17 protein-coding genes are annotated in these 22,300 nt (G+C 34.2%); all 17 read right to left on the bottom strand.

Going from position 1 to position 22,300, the window contains the following annotated elements; translation table 11 throughout:
- Positions 1-208: 208 nt before the first annotated feature.
- The 17 genes from G634_RS0109680 to G634_RS0109600 all read right to left on the bottom strand — a co-directional run bounded on the left by G634_RS0109680 (position 209) and on the right by G634_RS0109600 (position 22,201).
- Positions 209-697 (bottom strand): hypothetical protein, encoded by a 489-nt coding sequence (locus G634_RS0109680; RefSeq protein ID WP_026505129.1) that lies wholly within the window; start codon positions 695-697, stop codon positions 209-211.
- A 33-nt stretch (positions 698-730) separates the two neighbouring features.
- Positions 731-1,189, bottom strand: coding sequence for a prepilin peptidase (locus tag G634_RS0109675; protein ID WP_026505128.1), 459 nt, complete (start codon positions 1,187-1,189; stop codon positions 731-733).
- A 22-nt stretch (positions 1,190-1,211) separates the two neighbouring features.
- On the bottom strand, positions 1,212-2,024 hold the full coding sequence (locus G634_RS0109670; protein ID WP_155830550.1) for a hypothetical protein: 813 nt from the start codon (positions 2,022-2,024) through the stop codon (positions 1,212-1,214).
- Between the two features lie 215 nt (positions 2,025-2,239).
- Positions 2,240-3,799, bottom strand: coding sequence for a DUF5702 domain-containing protein (locus tag G634_RS0109665; RefSeq protein WP_026505126.1), 1,560 nt, complete (start codon positions 3,797-3,799; stop codon positions 2,240-2,242).
- Positions 3,799-4,041: a Flp1 family type IVb pilin gene (locus tag G634_RS18705; RefSeq protein ID WP_330364806.1), complete on the bottom strand. Its 243-nt coding sequence runs from the start codon at positions 4,039-4,041 to the stop codon at positions 3,799-3,801. Before G634_RS18705 ends, G634_RS0109665 begins: the two co-directional genes overlap by 1 nt.
- Positions 4,042-4,132: 91 nt before the next feature.
- Complete coding sequence (locus G634_RS0109655; RefSeq protein WP_026505125.1) at positions 4,133-5,596, bottom strand: hypothetical protein; 1,464 nt, start codon at positions 5,594-5,596, stop codon at positions 4,133-4,135.
- A 9-nt stretch (positions 5,597-5,605) separates the two neighbouring features.
- Positions 5,606-6,463, bottom strand: a complete 858-nt coding sequence (locus tag G634_RS0109650; protein WP_155830549.1) for a type II secretion system F family protein — start codon at positions 6,461-6,463, stop codon at positions 5,606-5,608.
- Positions 6,390-7,601, bottom strand: a complete 1,212-nt coding sequence (locus G634_RS0109645; RefSeq protein WP_035799577.1) for a CpaF family protein — start codon at positions 7,599-7,601, stop codon at positions 6,390-6,392. Before G634_RS0109645 ends, G634_RS0109650 begins: the two co-directional genes overlap by 74 nt.
- Before the next feature lie 112 nt (positions 7,602-7,713).
- A complete protein-coding gene (locus G634_RS0109640) occupies positions 7,714-8,721 on the bottom strand; it encodes a hypothetical protein (protein WP_026505122.1) in 1,008 nt (335 codons plus the stop codon).
- A 345-nt stretch (positions 8,722-9,066) separates the two neighbouring features.
- Positions 9,067-9,543, bottom strand: coding sequence for a flagellar export chaperone FliS (locus tag G634_RS0109635; protein ID WP_026505121.1), 477 nt, complete (start codon positions 9,541-9,543; stop codon positions 9,067-9,069).
- A gap of 74 nt (positions 9,544-9,617) precedes the next feature.
- Complete coding sequence (locus tag G634_RS0109630; protein WP_026505120.1) at positions 9,618-10,736, bottom strand: flagellin N-terminal helical domain-containing protein; 1,119 nt, start codon at positions 10,734-10,736, stop codon at positions 9,618-9,620.
- A 26-nt stretch (positions 10,737-10,762) separates the two neighbouring features.
- Positions 10,763-13,906 carry a DUF6240 domain-containing protein gene (locus tag G634_RS0109625; protein ID WP_026505119.1) on the bottom strand — a complete coding sequence of 1,048 codons (3,144 nt, stop codon included), beginning with the start codon at positions 13,904-13,906 and terminating at the stop codon, positions 10,763-10,765.
- A gap of 196 nt (positions 13,907-14,102) precedes the next feature.
- The gene (locus tag G634_RS0109620; protein WP_026505118.1) at positions 14,103-14,807 is read right to left on the bottom strand and encodes a hypothetical protein; all 705 of its coding nucleotides are present in this window, start codon (positions 14,805-14,807) and stop codon (positions 14,103-14,105) included.
- Positions 14,808-14,903: 96 nt separating this feature from the next.
- Complete coding sequence (locus tag G634_RS0109615) at positions 14,904-15,143, bottom strand: hypothetical protein (protein ID WP_026505117.1); 240 nt, start codon at positions 15,141-15,143, stop codon at positions 14,904-14,906.
- A gap of 22 nt (positions 15,144-15,165) precedes the next feature.
- The gene (locus G634_RS0109610) at positions 15,166-16,872 is read right to left on the bottom strand and encodes a serine/threonine protein kinase (protein WP_026505116.1); all 1,707 of its coding nucleotides are present in this window, start codon (positions 16,870-16,872) and stop codon (positions 15,166-15,168) included.
- 21 nt (positions 16,873-16,893) lie between these two features.
- Entirely contained in the window at positions 16,894-17,712 is an 819-nt protein-coding gene (locus G634_RS0109605; RefSeq protein ID WP_026505115.1) for a PP2C family protein-serine/threonine phosphatase, read from the bottom strand.
- A 4-nt stretch (positions 17,713-17,716) separates the two neighbouring features.
- Positions 17,717-22,201: an Ig-like domain-containing protein gene (locus tag G634_RS0109600; protein ID WP_026505114.1), complete on the bottom strand. Its 4,485-nt coding sequence runs from the start codon at positions 22,199-22,201 to the stop codon at positions 17,717-17,719.
- Positions 22,202-22,300 lie beyond the last annotated feature (99 nt).

Genomic DNA, 22,300 nt, shown 5'->3' with positions numbered 1-22,300 from the left:
CTTGAATATAGGTTATTGTTTTCATCAGAAAAATCAATAACCGTACCAGACCAAAATTTGTTGTCAAGACAAATTTTGTCCTGCGAAGCAGGATTCTTGCTGATGATTATCCTAAATCTCAGCAAGAAGTCATAGTTTTATGCAGTTAGCAATTACATGATTCCTGCTTTTTTAAAAAATACTTTTTCCTTTTTTCACTCATTTTTCTTTATAAAACTTTTTTGGCAAATTTCACCAAATCATATACTCTTGTGAAGAGTCTTACCCTTTCCTGAGGCTGTACAGTGCTTGCTTCCCATGATGCAGATACATCCCATATTCCCTCAATATTAAGCCCAAGACAATGCGCAAGAGGATGCGGGGTAGTTGTCTTTAGCATGACTTTTACACTAGTATCCAGAATCCCAGAACTTTCTGAAGATACTGAAGGCGATTCGACTCCTACATATTGAGATTTACAAATCTTATCTTTGTTTGCTGCAACATAAGACAAGGGATCTTTGGGAGATGCTACTGCAGCTCTATGTGCAATTAAATACGCATCCGATGATGCAATCGTTCTACCATAGACCATGAACAATACATAGATTGCAACACCTATAATGCACAAAATCATTGGAAAAATAAGAGCCATTTCAAGAGTGAAATAGCCATTATAATTTCTTTTTTTCATTAAATATATGTTTTCATTTTGCATTTTCTCTTTCCTTTAGAGTTTTCCCTGTAAGATTTATACAGCGTTAATAGCTTCAATTCTAGCCGCAAGACACACTCCACTTACCACAAGAAGTCCTGCGAACATAAATGGAAGAAAAGGAAGCTGTTCATCTCTTTTTGCCTTTTTGAAAATCATCAAAATACCGGCTGTCATCCCACTTAGAAAAAAAGATATGCAAAAACCAAGCATTAGGTTTGATATTCCAAATACAGGTCCTGTTCCAAGTGCTATAAGTCCATCTCCATAACCGATCTTTTCTCTAGTTATAAAAGACAAAGATATTAGGAATAATCCCGGAATAAATGATAAAAACAGAACTAATGGATTTCCCCCAAGAAACAGCTGTACTAAAAGGCAGCTTATTCCGCAGATGAAATTTGAAATAATCATCCATCTTTTTACACTTTTGTTTTTTATGTCATTTAATCCTGCTATTAACAAGATTATTAAACTAACTACAATAAAAAGCATCTTTTTTCCTTTCCTTAAATCTTTAATGACCACACTTACTACACGGACCTTTAGATATTTCTTCTGCCTTTTTGCGAGGAAGTGTTTGAACTTTTTTGGTCTCAATCGCAGTACAGTCTTTACTGGAATGATATGCTATGCCAGCATCTGTATAATAAATTGTTGAACACCCTTCAGGTTTACATTTCTTACAGGGATAATATTTTCTTTTTTGTTTATTTCTTAAAGATGATAATTTTTCAGAAGATGTCTGATGAACTGTATGTTTTAAATATTGACAATCCCTGCTACAATGAAATACATTTTCTTTTTCAGTCTTCACCATATAAACATATTCTTCAGGTTCTTCTTTCTTTGGTTCTTCTTCCTTGGATTCTTCTCCGGTATCTATTTCGAATCCAGTCCACTTATGACCAAAATATCTGGCTTCTAGTTTAATTTCTCCAATTTTGAAAACATTATTATAATAAGGATGAACCATACATCCGGATTCTAGTGCTACATAGTCTTTTTTGAACGCTATTGGAACTATTACGTTATCTACTCCAAGCGCACCTTTTTTGATTATTGGGGACTCTAAAATTCTTGATTCGGAAAGATAATCTTTTAGCATGAACCATGATAATGAAGCATCTACCACTGGAAGTGCCATTGACTCTACGCTTTTTATCTTGCTTACAGCTTCAGTTATCTTTCCATTTGAATCATGAGCTTTTAGTACATCAAGTCCTACTTCAGTTATCATTTCAGCTTCAAATGCTGAATAACTGATTTTTTTTCCGACTTGATGAAGTCCTATTTCCATGCTGTTCTGTAATCTTAACATTTCGAACATGGATAACAGTCCTACGAAAAAAATCAAAAAGAAAGGAATTATGAGCGCTGCCTCCAAAGTTATGGAAGCAGCTTGCGATGCCCTTTTTCTACCACAAAGATTTCCTGCCCGGAGAGGCTTTCGTTCTTTTTGTATATGGATTTGTTGTTTATTGTTTTTACATGGTCGAAATATTTCTTGGTGTCCAAAGGACATCTCAAGCCGCTCCCATATCTTCATGATGATCCCTCATATCCAAAATATCTTTTCTGTGAAAATGTTTTTCCTGTTTCTCCTTGCATTTCAGCCTCTAATGTAAAGCAATCAACGCATCCATCTATTCTGAAATTCTCATAACCTTTAACTTTTCTTATATCAAGTTCCATGATATCCATCATGTCTTTTACTTCTGCATCTATTCCATTTAATTCTTTAACTAGTATTAGCATGAAAAGATACTGGCCATAAGTCAGTCCGGTCGCGTTTTTTCCTCCTACAAGCATAAGACCTGTTTTAAGACTTGTTTTCCATGAAGCCGGAGTTTTTACAAGAGGTACTTTTCCTTTATCAAAAAGAATTTTGATATCATTTGCGCTTTCCATAAAAGCCCAGATAATAGTAATAATGATTTTTACTGCAAAGCATATGATTTCTCCTATAACCGGAATGCCTACAAATGCTGCTGCTATAAAATTTATTTCTTCTGCCTGAGGTGTTGCCGAAAGAAGATAAATACAGTTCATACCAAAACGTATTGCACATATCCATCTTGCAACTATTTCAATATTGCCTCTATCTGTACTTTGTTCTCCTACAAGATATTCAATCTGATATGATAAATGAGATTTTTCTTTTTCATGGTCATAATACCCAAAGTCCTGCATCATGTATAAGTTAAACAAGATGCCTGTTTCTAATAAATTGGGCGAGAATCTATCTGCAAGTCCTGTTCCCTTCATCTTATCTGAACGTCCTGTATAAACGCTAGATTTATCAAATGAGGCATCTGAGAATTTTTTATCAGAACATGCAAGGTTTAATATTCCTATTTTTCCTTCTGCAAAATCCGAAAGTATCTGCTTACAACTAGTCGGACCTTCTATTCCTTTATCTACGTCTTCTTTTTTACTATTTCCAATTTCTTCTGATTTATGACTAGAAAACTCATCAGCAATTTTACCGAAAAATTTACCTATTTTTCCAAATAAATCAAAACTTTTTTCTGCATTCTCTGTCGAAACATTTACATCAAAGCTTTCACCTTTTGCACTACTCGTTGAACTACTACCATCAGCTGTATCTTTGCTCTTTGATACCTCTGCAAGATTGGCTGTTCCAACAAGCCCTTCCACAGGTTCAGCTTCCATATATGCAAATATCTGTCTTTTGGTGGCTCCCTCGTTATTATCCCCTGCCAGAGTATATTCAGGAACTTCCATTTTAGTCATTTGCATCTGAGTAAAATTGGTTGTATCTATCAAAAATTCTGCAATTTTAACTTCTCTAGATCCTTCAAGATTCATTTCGAAGTAATAATCTAGTCTTTCATCAAGATTTTCTTTTTCTGGTGAGCCTTTATCATATGCTGTATCTATCATCAGAAGTCCGTATTGTCTACGGAGTTCTCTATTATACTCTGCAAGTGCCGAATTTCCTGCAATATCTACTACTATATCAGTCTTCATTCTCTCACTACTTACTCTGGCACCCCAAAAGAGTGTCAGAATAAGAGATAAAAGAACAGGAATAATAAGCGCTAAATATAGCGTTAATACGCCTTTTTCTTCTTTTTTCATTAACGTCCAATTGTAGATGCGTCTTCAACGCCTTCTGTGATTTTGGCAAATACAGAATCGATAACACCATTAATCTGTTTCTTGAACACAATAACAAGTCCAATGAGAACTGTGATGATAAGAACAATTTCGATTGTTCCCATTCCATCATTGTCATTAAAAAGACTTGTCTCTTCATCTCTGCACATCATAAGTGCAAGCTTGTTTTCCATTTTCGCCTTGAGTAACTTAATTTTATTCATACTTTTCTCCTTTTGCGCTATGCGCATTAAAAATATATATATAGTAAACTGCTTTTGCAGATACTTTTGAATTTCTAAAAACAGCTTCTGCTTAGAATGAATGAAATGCTGGAACCATGATTATTATCATGATAATTCCTAATATCATCATCATTGGTACAAGAAGCTTTGTTGTAACTTTTTCTCCAGCTTTTCTGGCTATATTTAGTCGTTCAACCGAAGCTTTTTCTGCTTCCTGTTTTAATAAAGGAAGAAGACTACTGTTACCTTTTTTCAAATTCTGATTTAAAAGATTTACAAGTCTTGTATATTGATGGCATCTGCAGCGAACTCCAAATGCTTCATAAGCTTTACTTTCCGAAACTCCTGTACCAATTTCGTGTGACATCATACGTATTTCTTCATAAAGATAACTTCTGTCTCCTCCGTTTTGAAGCGATGCGGTATAATCGGTACTAAGCTTATCGAATACACCTCTTACTGTCATTCCTGCTCCAAGGTAAAGTACTATTTTTGAAATCAAATTCGGGTACTGCCTTATCATTTCCTCTTCTCTTTCTTTTATTTTTCCCCGTACTTTCTTATCTTCAATAAAATATACAAGAATTGAAACAAAGAATAAGAGTATAAAGAGAAATACGCTTGAATCATGGAGCGGTTTTTTCCAAACAATCTTCTGCTTTCCATAATTTTTAGGAAGTGTTTGATAATCTGTAGTACTACTCTTTTCATCTTGTTCATCGATAAGCTTTTGCACTTGAACATACTTTTTCTGAGTATCAGATAATATAGGCGGATATACATGAACAAACATCTGCGTTGTAGTTGTAAAATCCTGACAAGATAATTCTGCTGATAATATTACGTCTTTTCCTTCTTTTTCAAGATCTTCATTTTTGACTTTTCCGCTTGAACTTACTGTCATAAAGTCTGTTGTTCGCCAGTATATTTTGAATGGATAGCCTTCAACTTTTTCCATTAGTTTAAGGTCTGTTCTGACATTATCTAAAGATGAGTTTTTTCCTTTTATAAGATTAGGAAGTTTGGATGAGAGTTCTTCCTCAAGTTCTCCAAGCTGAACTAGTGTGTATTGTTTGGAATTAACTTTTATTTTGTATATTCCTAGTTTTTCTCCAGACTCTGTTACTGCTTCTAGCTCACTATTAGTAGAAACTTCTCCATAATTTCCCCTTTTTAATTTATCTTTTATCTGAAGCTTCGTATCCTGCCTGCTAGAAAGTGCAGCTAAAAGTGCTAGTATTATTCCGCACAACAGGATAATGAAGCAGTTTCCTAATTTTTTAATATAGTACTCTGCTACTTGTTCTTCGCCTTTTGTTGTAGGCGTGATGGTATTCAGGTCTTTTTTGATAGATGTAACTTCCGCACTTTTCTTTCTTCTTAGAAACTTACGATATATAAAACCTGCCATCTGATGGAAGCTTCTATTTAAACCTTTTTCTTCTTCCATGGAAGGAGGCAAAGGTTCATATCTTACAAGAAATGCAGCTACCAGGAAGATTACCAATAGTAGCGCATAAAAAACCATAATCATATTTTTTTCCTAAACTTCAATTGAAATAATTTTCTCTATTAGGTGATATGCTGCCAAATATATGATAAGACATACTGTCATGATGGCAAATCCTGCAACATTGCCATAAAGAGGATCAAAGAACCCAGGTGATGTTGCTCCGACATATGCTATAATCGCAAACGGCACTAGTTCCATTACTCTTGCCTCCATTCTGCCAGCTGCAATCATTACGTCTATTTCTTTCTCAACATCAGTCTGATTAGAAATCTGTTCGACAGTTTCTTCTAACATCTGAGTAATATTTCCGCCACTTCTTTTGGCTACTGCGAATACATTCGCAAACTCTTGTATATAAGTATTCTCTGTTCGTTCTCCCATTTCATACAATAAATCTTCAAGAATAATGTTGTTGGCAAGTCCTTTTCCAACTCTCCACAATTCTTTACAAATTGGAGACTGTTCTCCATAGAGTTTTCGCATATCTTTGTAGCCTTCCAAAAATGCATTTTCCAGTGCGTATCCGGCTTTCTGGCTTGTCGAAATTGAGATAAGTGCATCTCTGAACTGTTGCCCAACTTCATGTTTTTGCTTCAAGATTCTTTCGTGATGCATTTTTTCTGAAAACGGAATTACTAACGGAAGTAGAAAAAAAGCCATTACAAGTGAGTGATAGAATAACCACGCTATTATGGCTACTAACGCAATTCCAAGAAGTATTGCCGGGGTATCTTCCTTATCCAGCTTTTCAAATCGTTTTAAATGTTCTTTAATAAAACTATTCTTTTTAGTATTTTCTTCAAACAAGTAATCGTCAGCCTGCTGAGATTGCATCTGATGGTAACGATAATCCTGCGGCAAGGAGTTTTTCTTTGTTTCGTAATTCACCAGTTTTCCTCCATTCTCCAATTACTTTTCCATTTTCATCTTCACCTTTTTCTTCAAATCGCCAAAGAGTTTGTAGTGCTACTTCACCTGTCTTTTCGTCTATATCTCCTGTAACTTCACATATTTCCAACATTTTTCGGCTTCTATCTCTAAGTCTTCCAAGGTGGACTACAAGATCAATTCCTGATGCAAGCTGACGTCTTATTGCTGTAAGAGGCAAATCCATTGCCATAAGCATCATTGTCTCTAATCTAAACATCATATCTCTGGCACTGTTGGCATGACCTGTTGACATAGATCCATCATGACCTGTATTCATAGCCTGAACCATATCTAGTGCCTCACCGCTTCGAACTTCTCCGACTACAATTCTGTCTGGTCTCATTCGAAGAGAAGATTTTATTAAATCTCTAATGGTAATCTCTTTACAACCTTCAACATTGGCATTTCTAGATTCCATTTTTACGATATTGGGAACATGAAGAATCTGCAGCTCTGCATTATCTTCGATTGTAATAACTCGATCACTCTCAGGTATGCTATCTGAAAGTGCATTTAGAAATGTGGTTTTTCCTGATCCTGTACCACCTGAAATAAATATATTATAGCCGGATTTAACAAGTACTTTTAAATCTTCCACTATATTAGCTGGAATTGACCCAAATGATATTAGTTTCTTCATTGTAATAGGTTCATCCGGAAATCGTCTTATTGTGACAATCGGACCATTTAATGCTATCGGATCCAATACTACATTAACTCGGCTTCCATTTTCGAGTCTGGCATCAACTATAGGCGATGATTCATTTACTACTCTATTACATCCTGCAACAATTTTCTGAATAACATCTTCTAGTTTTTCTTTTGATGCAAACTTCAAATCATATCGCTGAAGTTTTCCTTTTTTCTCGATAAAGATATCATCTTTACCGTTTATCATTATCTCTGTAACTGTTGGATCATCTACAAGATCCTGCAAAATATCGAGCTTTCTCATGGAATGAAAAAGCTCCGATCTTAATTTTTCAAGTTCTTCTATCGAAAGAGCATATTCTCGTTTGCTTCTTAACACTTCTGCATCTATGAGTTCATACATTTCTTCATCAGATGTATCTTTTGTAAGATCAAGTCCTGACATTATTCTTTGTCTGATATCATCTTGAAGTTTCTTTAAAAGCTCAGCATTCGACCTTATATCCAGATTTGTATTTGTATCATTTGCAATCATGGAATTTAATTCCTTACTAAATTTAATCTAATGGTTTATATAATAAAAGATTTTCTATATAATTTCTCTTCGTTGATTTATCCTGATATATGAAGTCATATGGCATCTGACATCGCAGTGTTTTTTCAAGAAGATCATCATAACCCGAAATCCTTAATGCTATTTCATAATCGGATAGTTTCCTGGTACATATTTCATCCGGAAGGATAGTTGTAAAGATGTTATCGCAGCTTTCAAGTAGTGTCAAAAATCCATCTGTTGTTTCTGCGATATCAATAAGAATTTTCTGATACAATCCGGTCTTGCGAATTGCTTCGATTAATTCGTTCCACTCTTTTGCATTCACGCCTCGAATGGAAATAAATGAATTAGCCGGAGGAACATAATCGTATCCATCTGCTTTTTTTACTATATTTTGCACCTTAAAAGGAAATCTTCCTTTATCTGTTCTATAGTAATAGAGCAAATCAAGCATATCTTCATCTTCTTTTGATTTATCTATTCCGGAAAACGGCTCTAAACTTAAATACAAAACATTTTCTTTCTCTCCAAAATAACTTGCCATTTCTCTTGCCAGTGTACTTTGTCCACTTCTTTTTATTGGTGAATAAAAACCAATTCTACCCATCAAATGGCTTGTCTTTTCTTCCATAACCAGTGTATCCGGATTTTCCATACAAAACTCTAATAAAGCATCGCATATCTTATCCATAGATTGATATCTGTCTGTTCTTTTAATAACAACATCTTCCATTTCAGGAAAATTCGGATATGTCCCATCACTGTTTCTCTCTTCTAAAAGAAGCACTCTGTCGAATTTTCCAATCCCCATTTTAGAAAATGCTGTTCTAGATATTACAAGAGCTGCTGCCTGTTTACTTTCCTCTTCGCTGATATTAATAAAGGCTTCTTCATCAGTAAAACTCTGAATCCGAAATGGCAAATCAACTCTTCTGCGAAAATACTCTTCCAATTTTACGCAATACGATCTGCTAAGATCACACAAAAATAAAATATTCCTCTTATTCATAAAACCTTTTTCGCCTCCCTGCGCAAAACAGAATAAAAAACATCCAGTAATAAACAACTATAATGATATTACTAAAAATGGAAATACGTTCTGCAGAATACAGTACGTATATGAGAAAATCTCATGATATTGAACAATTATTTATTCACCAATAAATGGTGGTGTTCATCAACGTTAAATACCTTACCAAAATATGCGATGTTTGTAAAGAGTTTTTTTAGAATTTTTTAAAAAAATTATCACTACAAAAAGCAAACCAGTCCAAGACAAAGTCTTTTTATCTGACCAGTTTGCTTAAGTTTATTAAAATCTGATTTTATTCATTATTATATAGATGAATACTATTTAAGCCTCATATCCTCTTTTGACATATGGATCTGAAACTGTTTCATTAAGCTGTCCAGGTCCATAGGTTAGTCCAGCAAAAACAGCCTGCGCTCCATCCATTGAAGATGGACTATCATCATACTTTTCAAGCTCTTTATAGGAATCTTTTAATTTCTCAAAAAGCGAATGAACGATGTCTATACATCCTTTATCCCTCTTGGCGGAAGCTGTAATAAGCTGTCTTCTTGCAAACATATAAATCTGGAAAAAGTTGATTCCGAGGTCTGTACTTAAATTGACCGAATGCATAAGCTCATTAATACAACTCTGCGCACGATTAATTTCACGATCAGCACTATGGATATCATTTAAATCCATTGCAAGGGCCGCATCTTCGAGATAATCGAGCGTCATTTCATACAAAATTGTAATCATCTGCGTACCGTTAGCTTCAACGATACGACGCGTATACTCCTGCTTTTTCTCCTGATTCATGTTATTCTCCTCGTCCTCATTTTAGGTGGATGGTCTATTCATCCCTTGTTTATTGATATTTTTACTCTATAACACTACTGTAAAAGCTGTAATACTTCGCTTGGTCTTTGATTTGCCTGTGCAAGCATTGAAGTTCCTGCCTGTACTAAAATCTGAGCTGACGCATATGTTGTGGTTTCTTCTGCCATATCAACATCCATAATTCTGGAATATGCTGCTGTCATATTTTCAACTGTTACATCTGAGTTATTATCTGTATGCTCTAATCTGTTCTGATATGCTCCAAGTCTGCTTCGTGCTGCTGATACATAAGTCATTCCATTTTTTATTTTGTCAATTGCAATTCTTGCACCTTCACCTGTTGTAACATCAACATCTCTAATTCCTATGTTGGTAAGATTCATTTTAGGAAATCTCATATCCAGCCATTGGCCTTCATTTGCTCCTATCTGAACAGCCATCGCTCCAAATCCGGTTATATCAAGATCAACTTGTTCTCCTGTCATTGCCCTGTTAATCTGAAGCTCTATCTGCTGCCCTTTATCATTTGCAAACCTTATAATATCTCCATCACAGGATACTCTATTATATTCATTTCCTTTTGCATCAGTAACACTCGTAACACTTACGTTACTGACTGTATTAGTGGTGCTATCATAATCACAGGTCAAACCAGCCACTGTCGCAGGTCCCGTTGCCACTTCATCTGTATAGGTACTTACTTTAACGTCTGGATCTGAAGCTCCGCCTATCGTTGCATATCCTCTTAAATCAAATGATCCATCAAATAGCTGTTGTCCATTAAACTCTGTTGTATTGGATATTCTTGTTATTTCATCTTTTAGCTGATTTATCTCTTCCTGAACAATTTTGCGGTCTTTTTCCTGCATAGTATCATTACTGGCTTTAACCGCAAGTTCATTCATTCTCTGAATCATGTCCTGAATCTCTGATAAAACTCCATCACCTGTCTGTACTATTGAGATTCCATCCATCGTATTATCATCTGCTGTTTTCAAAGATTTAATCTGCGCATTCATTCTTCTTGCCATAGCAAGTCCTGCAGGATTATCTTTGGCATTGGCAATTTTCAATCCACTTGATAATCTCTGAAGCGAATCGGTAAGTCTATTATCATTTCCCTTAAGAGCATTCTGTGCGATAAGTGCCGAAACATTGTAATTAATTCTCATATAAAACTCCATTCAAGTAATTAACACTAACTGAATATAACTTCTCTTTCTTTTACGCAAGCAGCTATAGACTCTATTACTTCTTTTGCCAAAGTTAGAAGCTCTTCTTTCTTTGTCCCTTTTCTGTTTCCAATTTCTCTTTCAAACTCACCATCTCTAGAATAGAAAATAGTCGCAGCTTCTATTTCCATATTCATTTTTTCGCTAATACGATTTTTCACGTCTTCCAAAAAATGTTGAGATTGAGCGCTTTTGGCGTTGGATGTTGCAATCACGCCAATTATTTTATTTTTCTGAATCTGTAAATCAGTCTTTATGATTCCGAGTGTACCTGTATCGAGTGAAGTGGTGATGTGAGAACCTTCCTCTTCATTATTTACAAGCGTAACATGCATTGAAATAATATCGTCTCCAACTTCTACAGGAACCTCATAACTTCCGCTTTCAGACATCTGTCTAGATACTGATAAATCCTTATGCAAAAGAGAGATTACTCTTAAATCAATATATTTATCGGTAGTTTCTAACGTTTTCTCAAGCTGTTCTTTTATTTTGTCTAAAGTGGTGTCGTAATTCTCTAAATCTTTAATGTTTTCAAAGGCATTATCATCATTTTCTCCAATCTTTTCCCGGAGCTTCTGCCATAATGATGGCTCAACATCTTTGCCGTGGACATTTTTCTTTTTTCTGCTCTCTCTTATCTCTTTCATTGCTTCAAGATTAGAGGCAGTAATCGGAATAAATGCATTTGTCAAAACTTTCATATCAGATTTAGTATTCTCATTGTTAAATATATCTCTGATTTCTCTTAATTGGCGAGAATTATAATCTTCTGTTGACTCTAAGTCTTTATCCTCTTCTTCCATAGCATCAGCTAAATCTGTAAGGAAAGTCTCATTTGTCGGCTTAAAATCTGCTAGCTTGTCTGCATCTATATGTTCATATACACTATCAGCTCTAGAAGAGTAGAACAAAAACGCCATATTAATCTGTTCGTCGATTGAAGGCGAAAAACTTTTACCTGATTCTATTCCTCCAAACTCATCATCTATTCTATAGTCCATAGATGACATTGATCTTATAACAGTTCTGTTAGCTGTAAGAAGATTTCCAATGGTCATTTCTCCTTTTGTCCGAAGAACCATTCCTATTGCAGCATCGTCTGTTGCCTTTAAGTTTGCAAATAATCTAAATATGCCAATGTAAGATTCTTTTTCTTCCTTGGTTATTCCATTCTTTCTTTCAAGCTTATACAAGAATTCTGAGTATTTATCGTTATCTCCATCTTTATCACTTTGACTGTTTTGTTTATCTAAATATCCTCCAAGCTCTTCGAGTGTCATATTGAGTGGATTTTTACCATCTCTAATCATCTGCAAAACTGCACCTGGTTTGAGTCTATCCATGGTACTTGTAAGTTTGGCATCCCACGCCTTAACCTGAAGTATGCTCTCTTTAGTAATCTCTGCATGATTATATCCAAGAATACGTACAGCTCTTCTATTATCATCATTTTCTTCCAGATTAAGTTCTTTTAAAATATCATCAACATTTCTAAATGCTTTCTCAATGGACTCGCCAAACTGATCATCCGGCCTTGTTGAAACCATCTCATATGCCTGCATTGCTTTGTCAAAAGACATCTTGATAGTAGTTGATTTCTGGTAAATAGCATCTAACGTATCTACCTTAAACTCATCTTTGAGAGCTCCTATTACAGCCGCTGGCGATTCCATTATTCCGCTAACTCTGTACGTAGTCTGACGGAACAGTGTAAATTTGGCTTCTACGCTCAATTCAGAGGCTTTAGCTGTATTTGAAGTTCCTTCTCCAAAGAGACTTTTACCCATATCTAACAGGATGTCCTGTAGCTGTCTTATCTGATTCTCTATTGAAGTTGTATCGAGAGTTATTCCGCTTTGAATCATTCGAAGATTAGCTTCTACAGAGAATGTGTACCTTATCTCTTCAAGCCTTAATCTATTCTTTATCTCTTCATATTTTTCGTTGGAAACAACTCCTTCTTCAAGATAATAGTCGGACTGAACTCCTCTTTTTATTTCGTCTATATCTTCTTTTTGATTTCTTAGCTCATCTTCAACTTTTTTGAATATAAAAGCTGCCTTTTCCGGATTTTTATCAACCCACTCGTTCTGCATATCAGACTGTTCAAGTGCTTTATCTAGCTGGGTCGTCTGGTTTGTAACATCTCCCTTATCTGCTCTTTGACCATCTGCAAGCGCACTTACAGCAGAACTTATAACCTCTTCTAGTGGAAGCGGAAATGTAAGGTTATCGAGCGTAATCTTTTTGATTAAGCTTTCTGGAGTTAGTGTAAATCCCTCTTCTAACATCTTTTGTGCAAAAAGAATGTTCTCTTCATTAGTACTATCTAATCCAGCCTGTTTAACAACTTCCTCTATCTGCTCTCTTAAACTGGAAAAATCAAGTGTAGTTGCACGCTCTGCCATATAACCGCCTTCCTGCATATAGTAGGTTCCGCGGTTAGCCGTCTGTCCGTTTGTAGTATGACTAGCCAGATACAAATTATCTACGGTTATAGGGAGTTCATTTTCTATAAGGTACATAACTGCCGATTCTGATAAAGAGGAGATTTCGCTGCTTTTAACAACAGCTTCTTTTATCTGTTCTATATTCTGAATCGACAGCGGCAAATCATTTTCTTTTAACTTATTTATAATCTCATTGGCAAAAGCTTTGTTTCCAGTTATTTCTTCTAATACGTCTTTGTCAATATTGTCATTAAATCCATTCGTGACATTTCCTGATTTTGCAAGGACTGCTTTAATTCTATCTAAAATTGTAACCGTCTTTTTTGCATCAACGTCTTTCATATTAAAGCCATCTTCCTTGGCTTTTGCATAATCTTTACCTGAAAGAGTCTGTGACATAAGAATATCTGCATTAGTCTCATTAGTAACATCTATATTACTAAAGGATTCCTGCATCTTTTTGGTTACATCTTTTGATTTTTTTTCATCAAAAACCCTATCACTACCAAATAAAGTTTCAACTTCTTTGGTAGTATTAACAGCAATATTTGATGTATCAAAAAATGAACCTGATGCCTTTTTATCTGCGCCAAAAAGGTTAAGGTTATTATTATCTTTTGATCTTACAGCCGCTTCGACTAGTTGTATATTCGCCATAAATTAACCTCGTGGAAATATTAAAATGCTCCATTGTAATCTTCAAACAAAACAGTCAATCTTCAACTTCTATTTCGGCGGCTTTTAAAAAAAGTTAAATTAAAAAAGCTTCCAAATGCAAAGCCTTATTCTTTATGATTATTATTAAAACTATCAAAAAGAATAAATAAGCTCTCACCTGGAAGCTTTTATTTAATTAGTTTGCTGCATAACTTGGTAATAGTCTATCCGAAAACTCTCTCATGAATGCGAGACCAAATGATTTGGGAACATCTAAAACTATATTAGTTTCTTGTCCCTGATTATTTCTTAAGAAAAATGAAATCACAACCGTCTGTGCAATATTTCTATTCTTAAGTTTCACAATATCAAAAATAACATATCCAACCATCGCCCATAACAAGCCAATTAACCTATACAATACAAGCCCTATACAAACAGAACCATATGCTTCTATATTTCCGCCTTTAACTACAGGATCTTCTTTTTTTCTTTTTCTGACAACAAAAGAAACATTGTAAATTGCAGCCTTATCAATCTGAAACTTCTGTCCGTTTGCTGTTGTTATATCAAAATAAGTCTGATTATTCAAAATATTCAATGTTTCAAGATTAGAAACAGGAAGTCCGCTAAAGCATGCCGAAATAGCTTTCTTTGGGTAATCATCTATTCTTCCATAATAAACAGCCATAAGCAGTAAACTTACAACTCCGCCTAATAGGTTCATAATTACAACAGCCTGTTTGGAATCTTTCTCGACAATATCAGTTCCCTCAATTAGCACAACGACAACAACCATTATTAATGCTATTAAAAGAAATGAAAAAATACAGCTTTTCTTTGAATCCGCCAAAGCTTTTTTGGCACCTTTCTCCCCGACTAATAGTTCATCTTTTTTCATAATATTCGCCTTTCTCCATTAATAAATACTATAAAACTTGCAATTAATATACTACTTATCTTCATTAATGTAAAACGGCCTTATTTGTGAATATCATTATTCTCTATTATAATCTTCCATAATTCTTCTAATTTCCCTTTTGGCTCCTATTCCTGTAATTAAGGATACTGCCGATGGAATTTTTAGTATTATAAAAAAAATCAAGCTAAGAAAAGCAAATAAAAGTCCAAATACCATAAAGATTTTGCTATATGTCTGATTCTTCTCTATCTCTTTTATTATAACGGCTGCCCCCATCTGTTCTAATGCAATATAAATACAAAACATATTATTCATTACCTAATTATTACCTCTATCATCACTTGTTTTTTGACAATTCAAAAGCAAGTCCTATATCTTTTTTTGCCTGAACGATATCTTCTTCAACCTCTTTTAATAATTGCTCGACTCTTTCAATATTTGCCGTATCTATCTTTTTAAAGTCACTCTGGAGATGTTTATCAATATCTAACAGTTTGCTATTCATTTCTTTCTCTAAAACCCCATCCCTTCTGAATTTTTCAATATTAACATGGAGCTGTGATACAAGTTCACGGTAAATAATAAGCGCAGTTGTTTCATTATCCTTTGCTGCTATATCACCCTTTGATACTGCGCACAAATCATCCCAGTACTGTCTGTAACTTACCTTAGAATCACCGCTTTTGCTTATAACTGAAAGTTTCCCATAATAGGATGAAATCTTTCCTAGTCTTTCTGCACGAAGTTTCTGACTTTCTGACAGATAGTCTCCACGGCAAGATTCTACAAGCCATTTTGTTGCCATCTGCTTATTACCACTACCTTCATAACAATAAAAATATGCTATTCCAAGTCTATAACAAAAATCTGCATATGCTTTTGGATTAGTATTTTTCAAGGTTTCTATATATGATTTTCCCTTTGTTTTCGTATATAACACTTCAATGAGTCTATCAGATTCTTCTCTTAAAAAAACTTCATCCTGAAGAAATACATTTTCCAAAAGTCCTAGATATGCTGCCTCTTCTTCTGGTTTTAAAATCATGGCTTCTTGATAATTAACAATTTTATCTTCTATACTTGTCTTCTGGTCTACATCAACAATAATATTCTTGTATCCTGAACTTGATACACTTAATGCCCTGCTACTATAACCTGAAGAAAGTCCAAAACAACCTATAGACATTACAGATGCCAATCCAAATAACATAACTTTAAAAAAAGCACCTTTTTTTACTTCACTTCCAAGTTCTTTGTAATGCTCTAAATCATACATTATTTCAGAACATGACTGATATCTATCTTCAGGATTTGGCATTATACACTTTTCAATTATCTTCTCTAAACCTATTGCTAGGTGTTCATTCCAGTATCTTATTGGAAAAATCTCAAAAGGCGGTTCTGATGGATTATGCCCTGTTACAAGGTGATATAAAGTCATTCCCAGGCAATATATATCGGTCCTTGCGTCTGTTTGCCCAAGTCCCCCAAACTGCTCCGGTGCTGCATACCCCTTTGTTCCAAGGCATGTTGTATCTTCAAAACTTTCATTCTTGTATTCTCTTGCTGTTCCAAAATCTATAAGAGTAATACAGCCATCTGGCTTTAACATAATATTTCCAGGTTTTAAATCTCTATAAACTATAGATGGCTTTCTACTGTGAAGATATCCCAATACTTCACAAAGTTGTTTGGCCCATTCTATAACATACTCCTGTGGAAGCACACCATAATCTTCTAAAGCTACGCTTAAAGGATTTCCTTCAATATAATCCATTACTATAAGAATACTGTCTTCGTAATCAATAACATCTACTACGCTAGGAAGATACTTATGGGAAAGCTTTTTAAGCATATTTGTTTCTACAATAAGGCTTTGTCTTACAAGCTGATAATTAGCAATTCCGCTTTTTCTGACTTCTTTAATCGCCCACTGTTTATTGGCTCGTTCATTCATAGCCAGATAAACTATGCTCATTCCACCCTGACCTATGACATTTAATATTTTGTATTTTCCTTCTACAAGTGAACCTATAGCAAGCATTACTATTCCTTTATCAAAACATTATTTTACAGAAAGCATGATTGCCGAAATATTATCCTCTTCCCATCTATTCATAAGGACATTCATATGTTTGGAAAGTAAAGAAGAGATTTCTTCATCATCCATTTTCATGCTTTTTTTCATTAATCTTCTAATTTCTCTATCTTTAGACTTACGCCAAAAACCATCACAACACAAAAGAAAAGATTCTTTTGGACTAACTTCACCTCTTCCAAAATCAGGATTTACGTTTATACCTGCTCCCACGCATTGAAGAAGAACGTTCTTTTGACTACATTTTGGAGCTTGCCTTTTAGTAATCTCTCCTTTATCTATCATCTGTTGTACTACACTATGGTCATGTGACAGCTGCGCAAAATTAAATACATTCTTTAAATGATACAGTCTTGAATCACCGATATTCATCCAAAGATAGTGATTTTCTATAAGGATAACTGCCACAAGCGTTGTTCCTAAATATAAATCATACTTTTCTCCAAAAATCTTAAGCTTGTGATTAATTTCCAGTACAAGTCTAAGCCAGTTGTGCTGGATTAGATCCAGCACATTTAGTTTTTTGTCCATATCTTCAAAAAGAGGTACAGTCTGATAAGATTCTCTTAATATCTGTGGAAGTTCCTCTATAAACCAGATATTTAGGTATTTTATAACCGCCTTACTAGCTTCTTCTCCAAGATCAAGACCTCCCATTCCATCGCACAAAACTCCCATAACAACCTTTCCATATTTTGGAAAGGTTGCTTCCTTTATAAGAAGTGCATCTTGATTTACTTTCTTTGAAATCCCTATTTCAGTCCAAAAACCAGCATTTACATTCATACCTTTATTCACTCTTTTTTATATTTGATTTTGCATATACTACTATCCCTAAAATACTAATACTCATTAGAATTACTATCATTGATACAAGAAGTGTATATGAATTTTCATCTGTATTTTTGCCACCATCAACTATATTTTTTATTTTGGCTACAAAAAATCTCTTTTTAGAAGCATTTGATTTTATACGTTCTGCTTCCTTATTCTTCTCGATTTTTTCGATATCACCTATCTCTATTCCTTCAAATCCCATACTTTGGATATTTCCAGATGCATCACAGGCTTTAAAACTAATATTTTGAACAACATCCGCTTTAGGAATTGATAATTCAAAAGTACCAAAAAACTCTTTTATTTTCTCTTCATTATATTTTCCAAGAAGCTTCCCGTTTGAAAATACACTTAAGTCTTTAATACACATATTGTCGGTAACATTAATTGTGATTTCATGGTTTTCTTCTTCATATTTGCCATTAGCATAAAGATTAGACACGACGATACTAGGCTTTGTTTTGTCTACTGCAAAATCTATCTCGGCATCTTTGGTCATATTAGACTGCTTATTAGTTGCTCTGTCTGTTGAATAGACACTTACGCAATACACTCCATCTTTACCGAACTCTTTTGCATTTATAGTATATGTAAAACTCTTCCATGTCTTATCGCTTCCTTCTGCTTTAACTTCGTAGTGTCTGCCATTTTTTAATTTCTTAAGCTTTCCATCACGTGAAACAGAAATATCTTTTTCTACGAGATTATCGATATTAATCTCTGTAATGACAACATCTTTTGGATTATTCGTATAATAATTATTTATGATTTTCTTTGTTTCATCTCCCAATACATATACAGAACCAAACCTATTTACAGAAAAGACAAGACTTTCTTCAATTTCATTTCCTGCCAAATCAACAACATTGGCTGTCATAGTATACATATCATCCATCTCTTTAATATGTGGAAAATCAGCATATTTTACTTCATAACCATTTTCAATTTCCTTAACTTCCAAGTCGTTGTTCACTTTACCATTATTCGATCCTTCAAAAGTTACGGTTGTTGCCTTGATATCCATATTTTTATCAATATATGTAAGTGACGGTGCCACCACTTTGTTATTAGCTGAATGATCCTCAACACCTCCAAAGCTTACAGATGGAAGAGTTGTATCAATAACAAACTCAGGGTTTTCATATATATTAGAAGTGTTTCCTGCCAAGTCTTTAACTTCAATTACAAAAGCATATTCTCCATCATTTTCAAATTTCATGCTGGTTTTATGCTCTATATTTTTGACATCATCAGATTTGGTGAAAGCATCCCGTAAAGAAAGCGGAGATTTACCTTCTTTTGATTTAATATCTACAAGACTTTCTTCAAATGTAAGCTCATCAATTGTAATAAAGGCTTCTCTTTTATTATTGAAATACTTTTCATTTTTGAAATCATTGTTATCAAAACCAACTTCTACTACAGGAGCTGTTTTATCCACCCAGAAATCTTCTACAATCATAGTTTCAGCTTCGTTACCAGCTTTATCTATGCAGTTTACGTCAAAACTGTATTTTCCATCTTGAGTAAAGCTTATGGTCTTTTTATAAGTGTTAGTTCCAACTTTTTCCCATGTCCCCTGAGAAGGAATTCCAAGATTATATTCCATCATACTAATAGCTTTTGAACTGTCAAAAGTGTATTCATTTATAGTAATTGTAGCTACTCTATTATCCTTGTAATATATTTCATTAGCTGCGCTGTTGTTATCAAATTCTACTGTTATCTTAGGTGCAGATTTATCTATAACAAACTCTTTGCCAACATAGTCTTCCATAGCATTTAAAGCCAAATCTGTAGCATAGGCTTCTACATGATATTTTCCTTCACCTTCTATAACCTTTGATGCTGTATAGATTCCAGATTCTTCATCACCTATAAATTCTGAGCCATCAATGATAATAGGCGCCTGTTCTTTATCCTCTGTATCAGTATAAAAAATCTTAACTTTTGTATTTTTCGGATCAAAGTTTTTCTCTGTAAACTTCACATTTAAAGATACATTCTGATTTAAGAAAGTAGTATCACTCCCCTCCGGAATAAAATCTTTATTGCCAAAAGAGTATGTAACTTCAACCTTTGGAAGGGTTTTGTCGATTACAACATATGGCGACTCAACTTCATCAGATTCATTATCCGCCAAATCTATTGCTTTGATACTGAATTGATAACGACCATCTTCTAATAGCGTTCCATCATAAGTATGAACAATTCCGTTTCTGCTATATGAAAGAAATTTACCAGCATCCCACTTTCCTTCAAGAGTTTTTATAGAAACTGCTTCATTATCAAAATTTAAATCTTCAACATTTGCTTTTACAAATACATCTTTATTGGTATATGCAGGGCTTTCCTTCTGACCAGCAAGTTCCCTGTCATCAGAAACCATTGAAACTTCTATTCTTGGCGCCTTTGCATCAAGCACATATTCAATCTTGTCTTTCATAACGCTGGATTTATTTCCGGCTTTATCAGTAATAATCAAAGAATCAAGGAAAAAACGTCCCTCTTGCTCTAAAGAAACGCTTAAAACCCCATTTCCTTCTTCATCAAACTCTACAATATTTCCAGAAGGATATACCATAGGTGAACCGCTTTTCTCTTCCATGTTCACGTTGTACTGAAGATATTTAACACCTGATGGCTTTACATTAGATACAACTGCATCCCTTGCGTGAACTCTGATATTAATTCTGTTTTTTGACCATATGTAACCTACAGGATTTTGTTCTATCTGATTAGTTACTAAATAAAAATATGTATTGTTTTTTTCACTGATTCCGCTATCTTTCTTTTTACCTATAAGTTCGCCACCAAGCGGAATTTCAAATCTTATTTCATCAACCGGATTGGTGTTATCTATTCGTACTTTGATCTGCTGATTACACACTATCTGTTTTTTGGAATAATTCATAGGCACAAAGCTAACTGTATAATCTTCGCACAAATCTTTATCAGAATCTATTTCAAACTCGTATTCGTATTTCCAGGGATCCATGCCAAAAAGACTTCTTATAAAACTTCTTTTGTCTTTTGGTTTATTGACTTTCTTAAAGACTTCTTCCCCTTCTTTGTTTTTGACAACTACAGATTTTACGGGGAAAAAATGTGATATTTCGAATTTTACTTTTATAGGTTCATCTGTATCATTAGATTGTCTGGAAAACCATATTTCTTCATCATTTGAATCTGTTAATTCATAATCTTTTGATATAACCTGCCAGTTTACATCGCTACTTGTACACTGCCTTTTATCAATTTTTATAATACAGTCCAACTTTTCTTTAATCTCTTCGGTACTTGAAATATTATCTGCTTCATCGATAATATTAAGACCTGAAACTCTTGTGGTTCCTGACGAAAAAGTATACTTATAAGTTGTTTTTTTATTTTCTTTTGATACAAACTCTGCTTTGTTATACAGTTTATAGTCTTCGTAAGAGTTACTGGTTAATACTTCCGAAGTAACAATATCTGTTGGATTATTCTCCATGTCTTCAACTGTAAAAAACAAGGTAACATCATTATCAGCAAAAATAACATTTTCACCCGATTCAGAATTTATAAATGCATCACTACCATTTATTTTATATGACACATCTATTATTTTGGGTGCCTGATGATCTTTGTAAACTTTTAGATTGCTGTTATCAAATTCATAATCTTTAACAAAAAAATAATAGTCTTTACTTGCAACAGCATGAAAAACTGCGTTTTCGCCATCTACAAGCTTATCAAAATTAACTTTCATCCTCCCATCATTACTAGTAGCAGTATCATTCCATCTTAATTCTTCATCGCTGACATTTGGAACTTCTACATAATAGTCTTTTCCTTCGATAAGCTTTTTAGCTTTAGCACCTGATGCGTCCTTAACTTCTACAATTCCGCTTTTTAGCGCCCCTCTTTCGAATGCGACCTGAAGTGTTCCATTTACTTTGTCATAATCATTACTCTGAACATTAAAGGAAAAGCTGTTATTTCCATCTGATGTTTCTTTTGTATTATTATGCTCAAAGCACTCTTTTAAAACATTATATCCTTCATGCGGAATAATTTTATAATCCAAGTCTGCCTTTCCATCAGTAGTCTTAACATAGACATATCCGCTATTTCTTATTTCTTTTTCTCCTTCATTTAAGCCGAATTCATCATCAGCTCCATTTATTCTGATATGACCACCTTCACTTGTTTTTACAAATATTTTTGCAAAAGAAGGTTTGTTATCTTCGCACTCAGTTTCCAGATTAACGGCATTGTCCTCTATATCATTTTTGTGGGGATTACTCTGTGACGTATCATATTCTTCTATAGATGATTTTGAAATTTCCTGACCAAAGCTTGTCACAGAAAAGATGTTATTGCCCATAAGAGCAGACAACATTAGTATGACTGCATACTTCTTTGCTTTAATTACATTCATAGATTTTTTATGCATTTTTACTCCTATCACTATTGTTAGCTACGACTGTTCACTCGCCTACTTTAATAGCTTTATTTCCGCACAAAAAATCCAATGCTAATACAAACAGTTTTA

The organism is Butyrivibrio sp. NC3005 (assembly GCF_000424545.1).
Taxonomy (GTDB): Bacteria; Bacillota; Clostridia; order Lachnospirales; family Lachnospiraceae; genus Butyrivibrio.
This window is presented reverse-complemented; position numbering and strand designations above follow the sequence as displayed.

What these genes read in the sequence shown, in the direction of transcription:
- G634_RS0109680 (WP_026505129.1), bottom strand. Translation starts at nt 697, where the DNA reads ATGCAAAATGAAAACATATATTTAATGAAAAAAAGAAATTATAATGGC.
- G634_RS0109665 (WP_026505126.1), bottom strand. Translation starts at nt 3,799, where the DNA reads ATGAAAAAAGAAGAAAAAGGCGTATTAACGCTATATTTAGCGCTTATT.
- G634_RS0109605 (WP_026505115.1), bottom strand. Translation starts at nt 17,712, where the DNA reads ATGAATGTAAATGCTGGTTTTTGGACTGAAATAGGGATTTCAAAGAAA.
- G634_RS0109645 (WP_035799577.1), bottom strand. Translation starts at nt 7,601, where the DNA reads ATGTCAGGACTTGATCTTACAAAAGATACATCTGATGAAGAAATGTAT.
- G634_RS0109625 (WP_026505119.1), bottom strand. Translation starts at nt 13,906, where the DNA reads ATGGCGAATATACAACTAGTCGAAGCGGCTGTAAGATCAAAAGATAAT.
- G634_RS0109655 (WP_026505125.1), bottom strand. Translation starts at nt 5,596, where the DNA reads ATGATTATGGTTTTTTATGCGCTACTATTGGTAATCTTCCTGGTAGCT.
- G634_RS18705 (WP_330364806.1), bottom strand. Translation starts at nt 4,041, where the DNA reads ATGAATAAAATTAAGTTACTCAAGGCGAAAATGGAAAACAAGCTTGCA.
- G634_RS0109600 (WP_026505114.1), bottom strand. Translation starts at nt 22,201, where the DNA reads ATGCATAAAAAATCTATGAATGTAATTAAAGCAAAGAAGTATGCAGTC.
- G634_RS0109620 (WP_026505118.1), bottom strand. Translation starts at nt 14,807, where the DNA reads ATGAAAAAAGATGAACTATTAGTCGGGGAGAAAGGTGCCAAAAAAGCT.
- G634_RS0109670 (WP_155830550.1), bottom strand. Translation starts at nt 2,024, where the DNA reads ATGTTCGAAATGTTAAGATTACAGAACAGCATGGAAATAGGACTTCAT.
- G634_RS0109630 (WP_026505120.1), bottom strand. Translation starts at nt 10,736, where the DNA reads ATGAGAATTAATTACAATGTTTCGGCACTTATCGCACAGAATGCTCTT.
- G634_RS0109610 (WP_026505116.1), bottom strand. Translation starts at nt 16,872, where the DNA reads ATGCTTGCTATAGGTTCACTTGTAGAAGGAAAATACAAAATATTAAAT.
- G634_RS0109615 (WP_026505117.1), bottom strand. Translation starts at nt 15,143, where the DNA reads ATGAATAATATGTTTTGTATTTATATTGCATTAGAACAGATGGGGGCA.
- G634_RS0109640 (WP_026505122.1), bottom strand. Translation starts at nt 8,721, where the DNA reads ATGAATAAGAGGAATATTTTATTTTTGTGTGATCTTAGCAGATCGTAT.
- G634_RS0109675 (WP_026505128.1), bottom strand. Translation starts at nt 1,189, where the DNA reads ATGCTTTTTATTGTAGTTAGTTTAATAATCTTGTTAATAGCAGGATTA.
- G634_RS0109635 (WP_026505121.1), bottom strand. Translation starts at nt 9,543, where the DNA reads ATGAATCAGGAGAAAAAGCAGGAGTATACGCGTCGTATCGTTGAAGCT.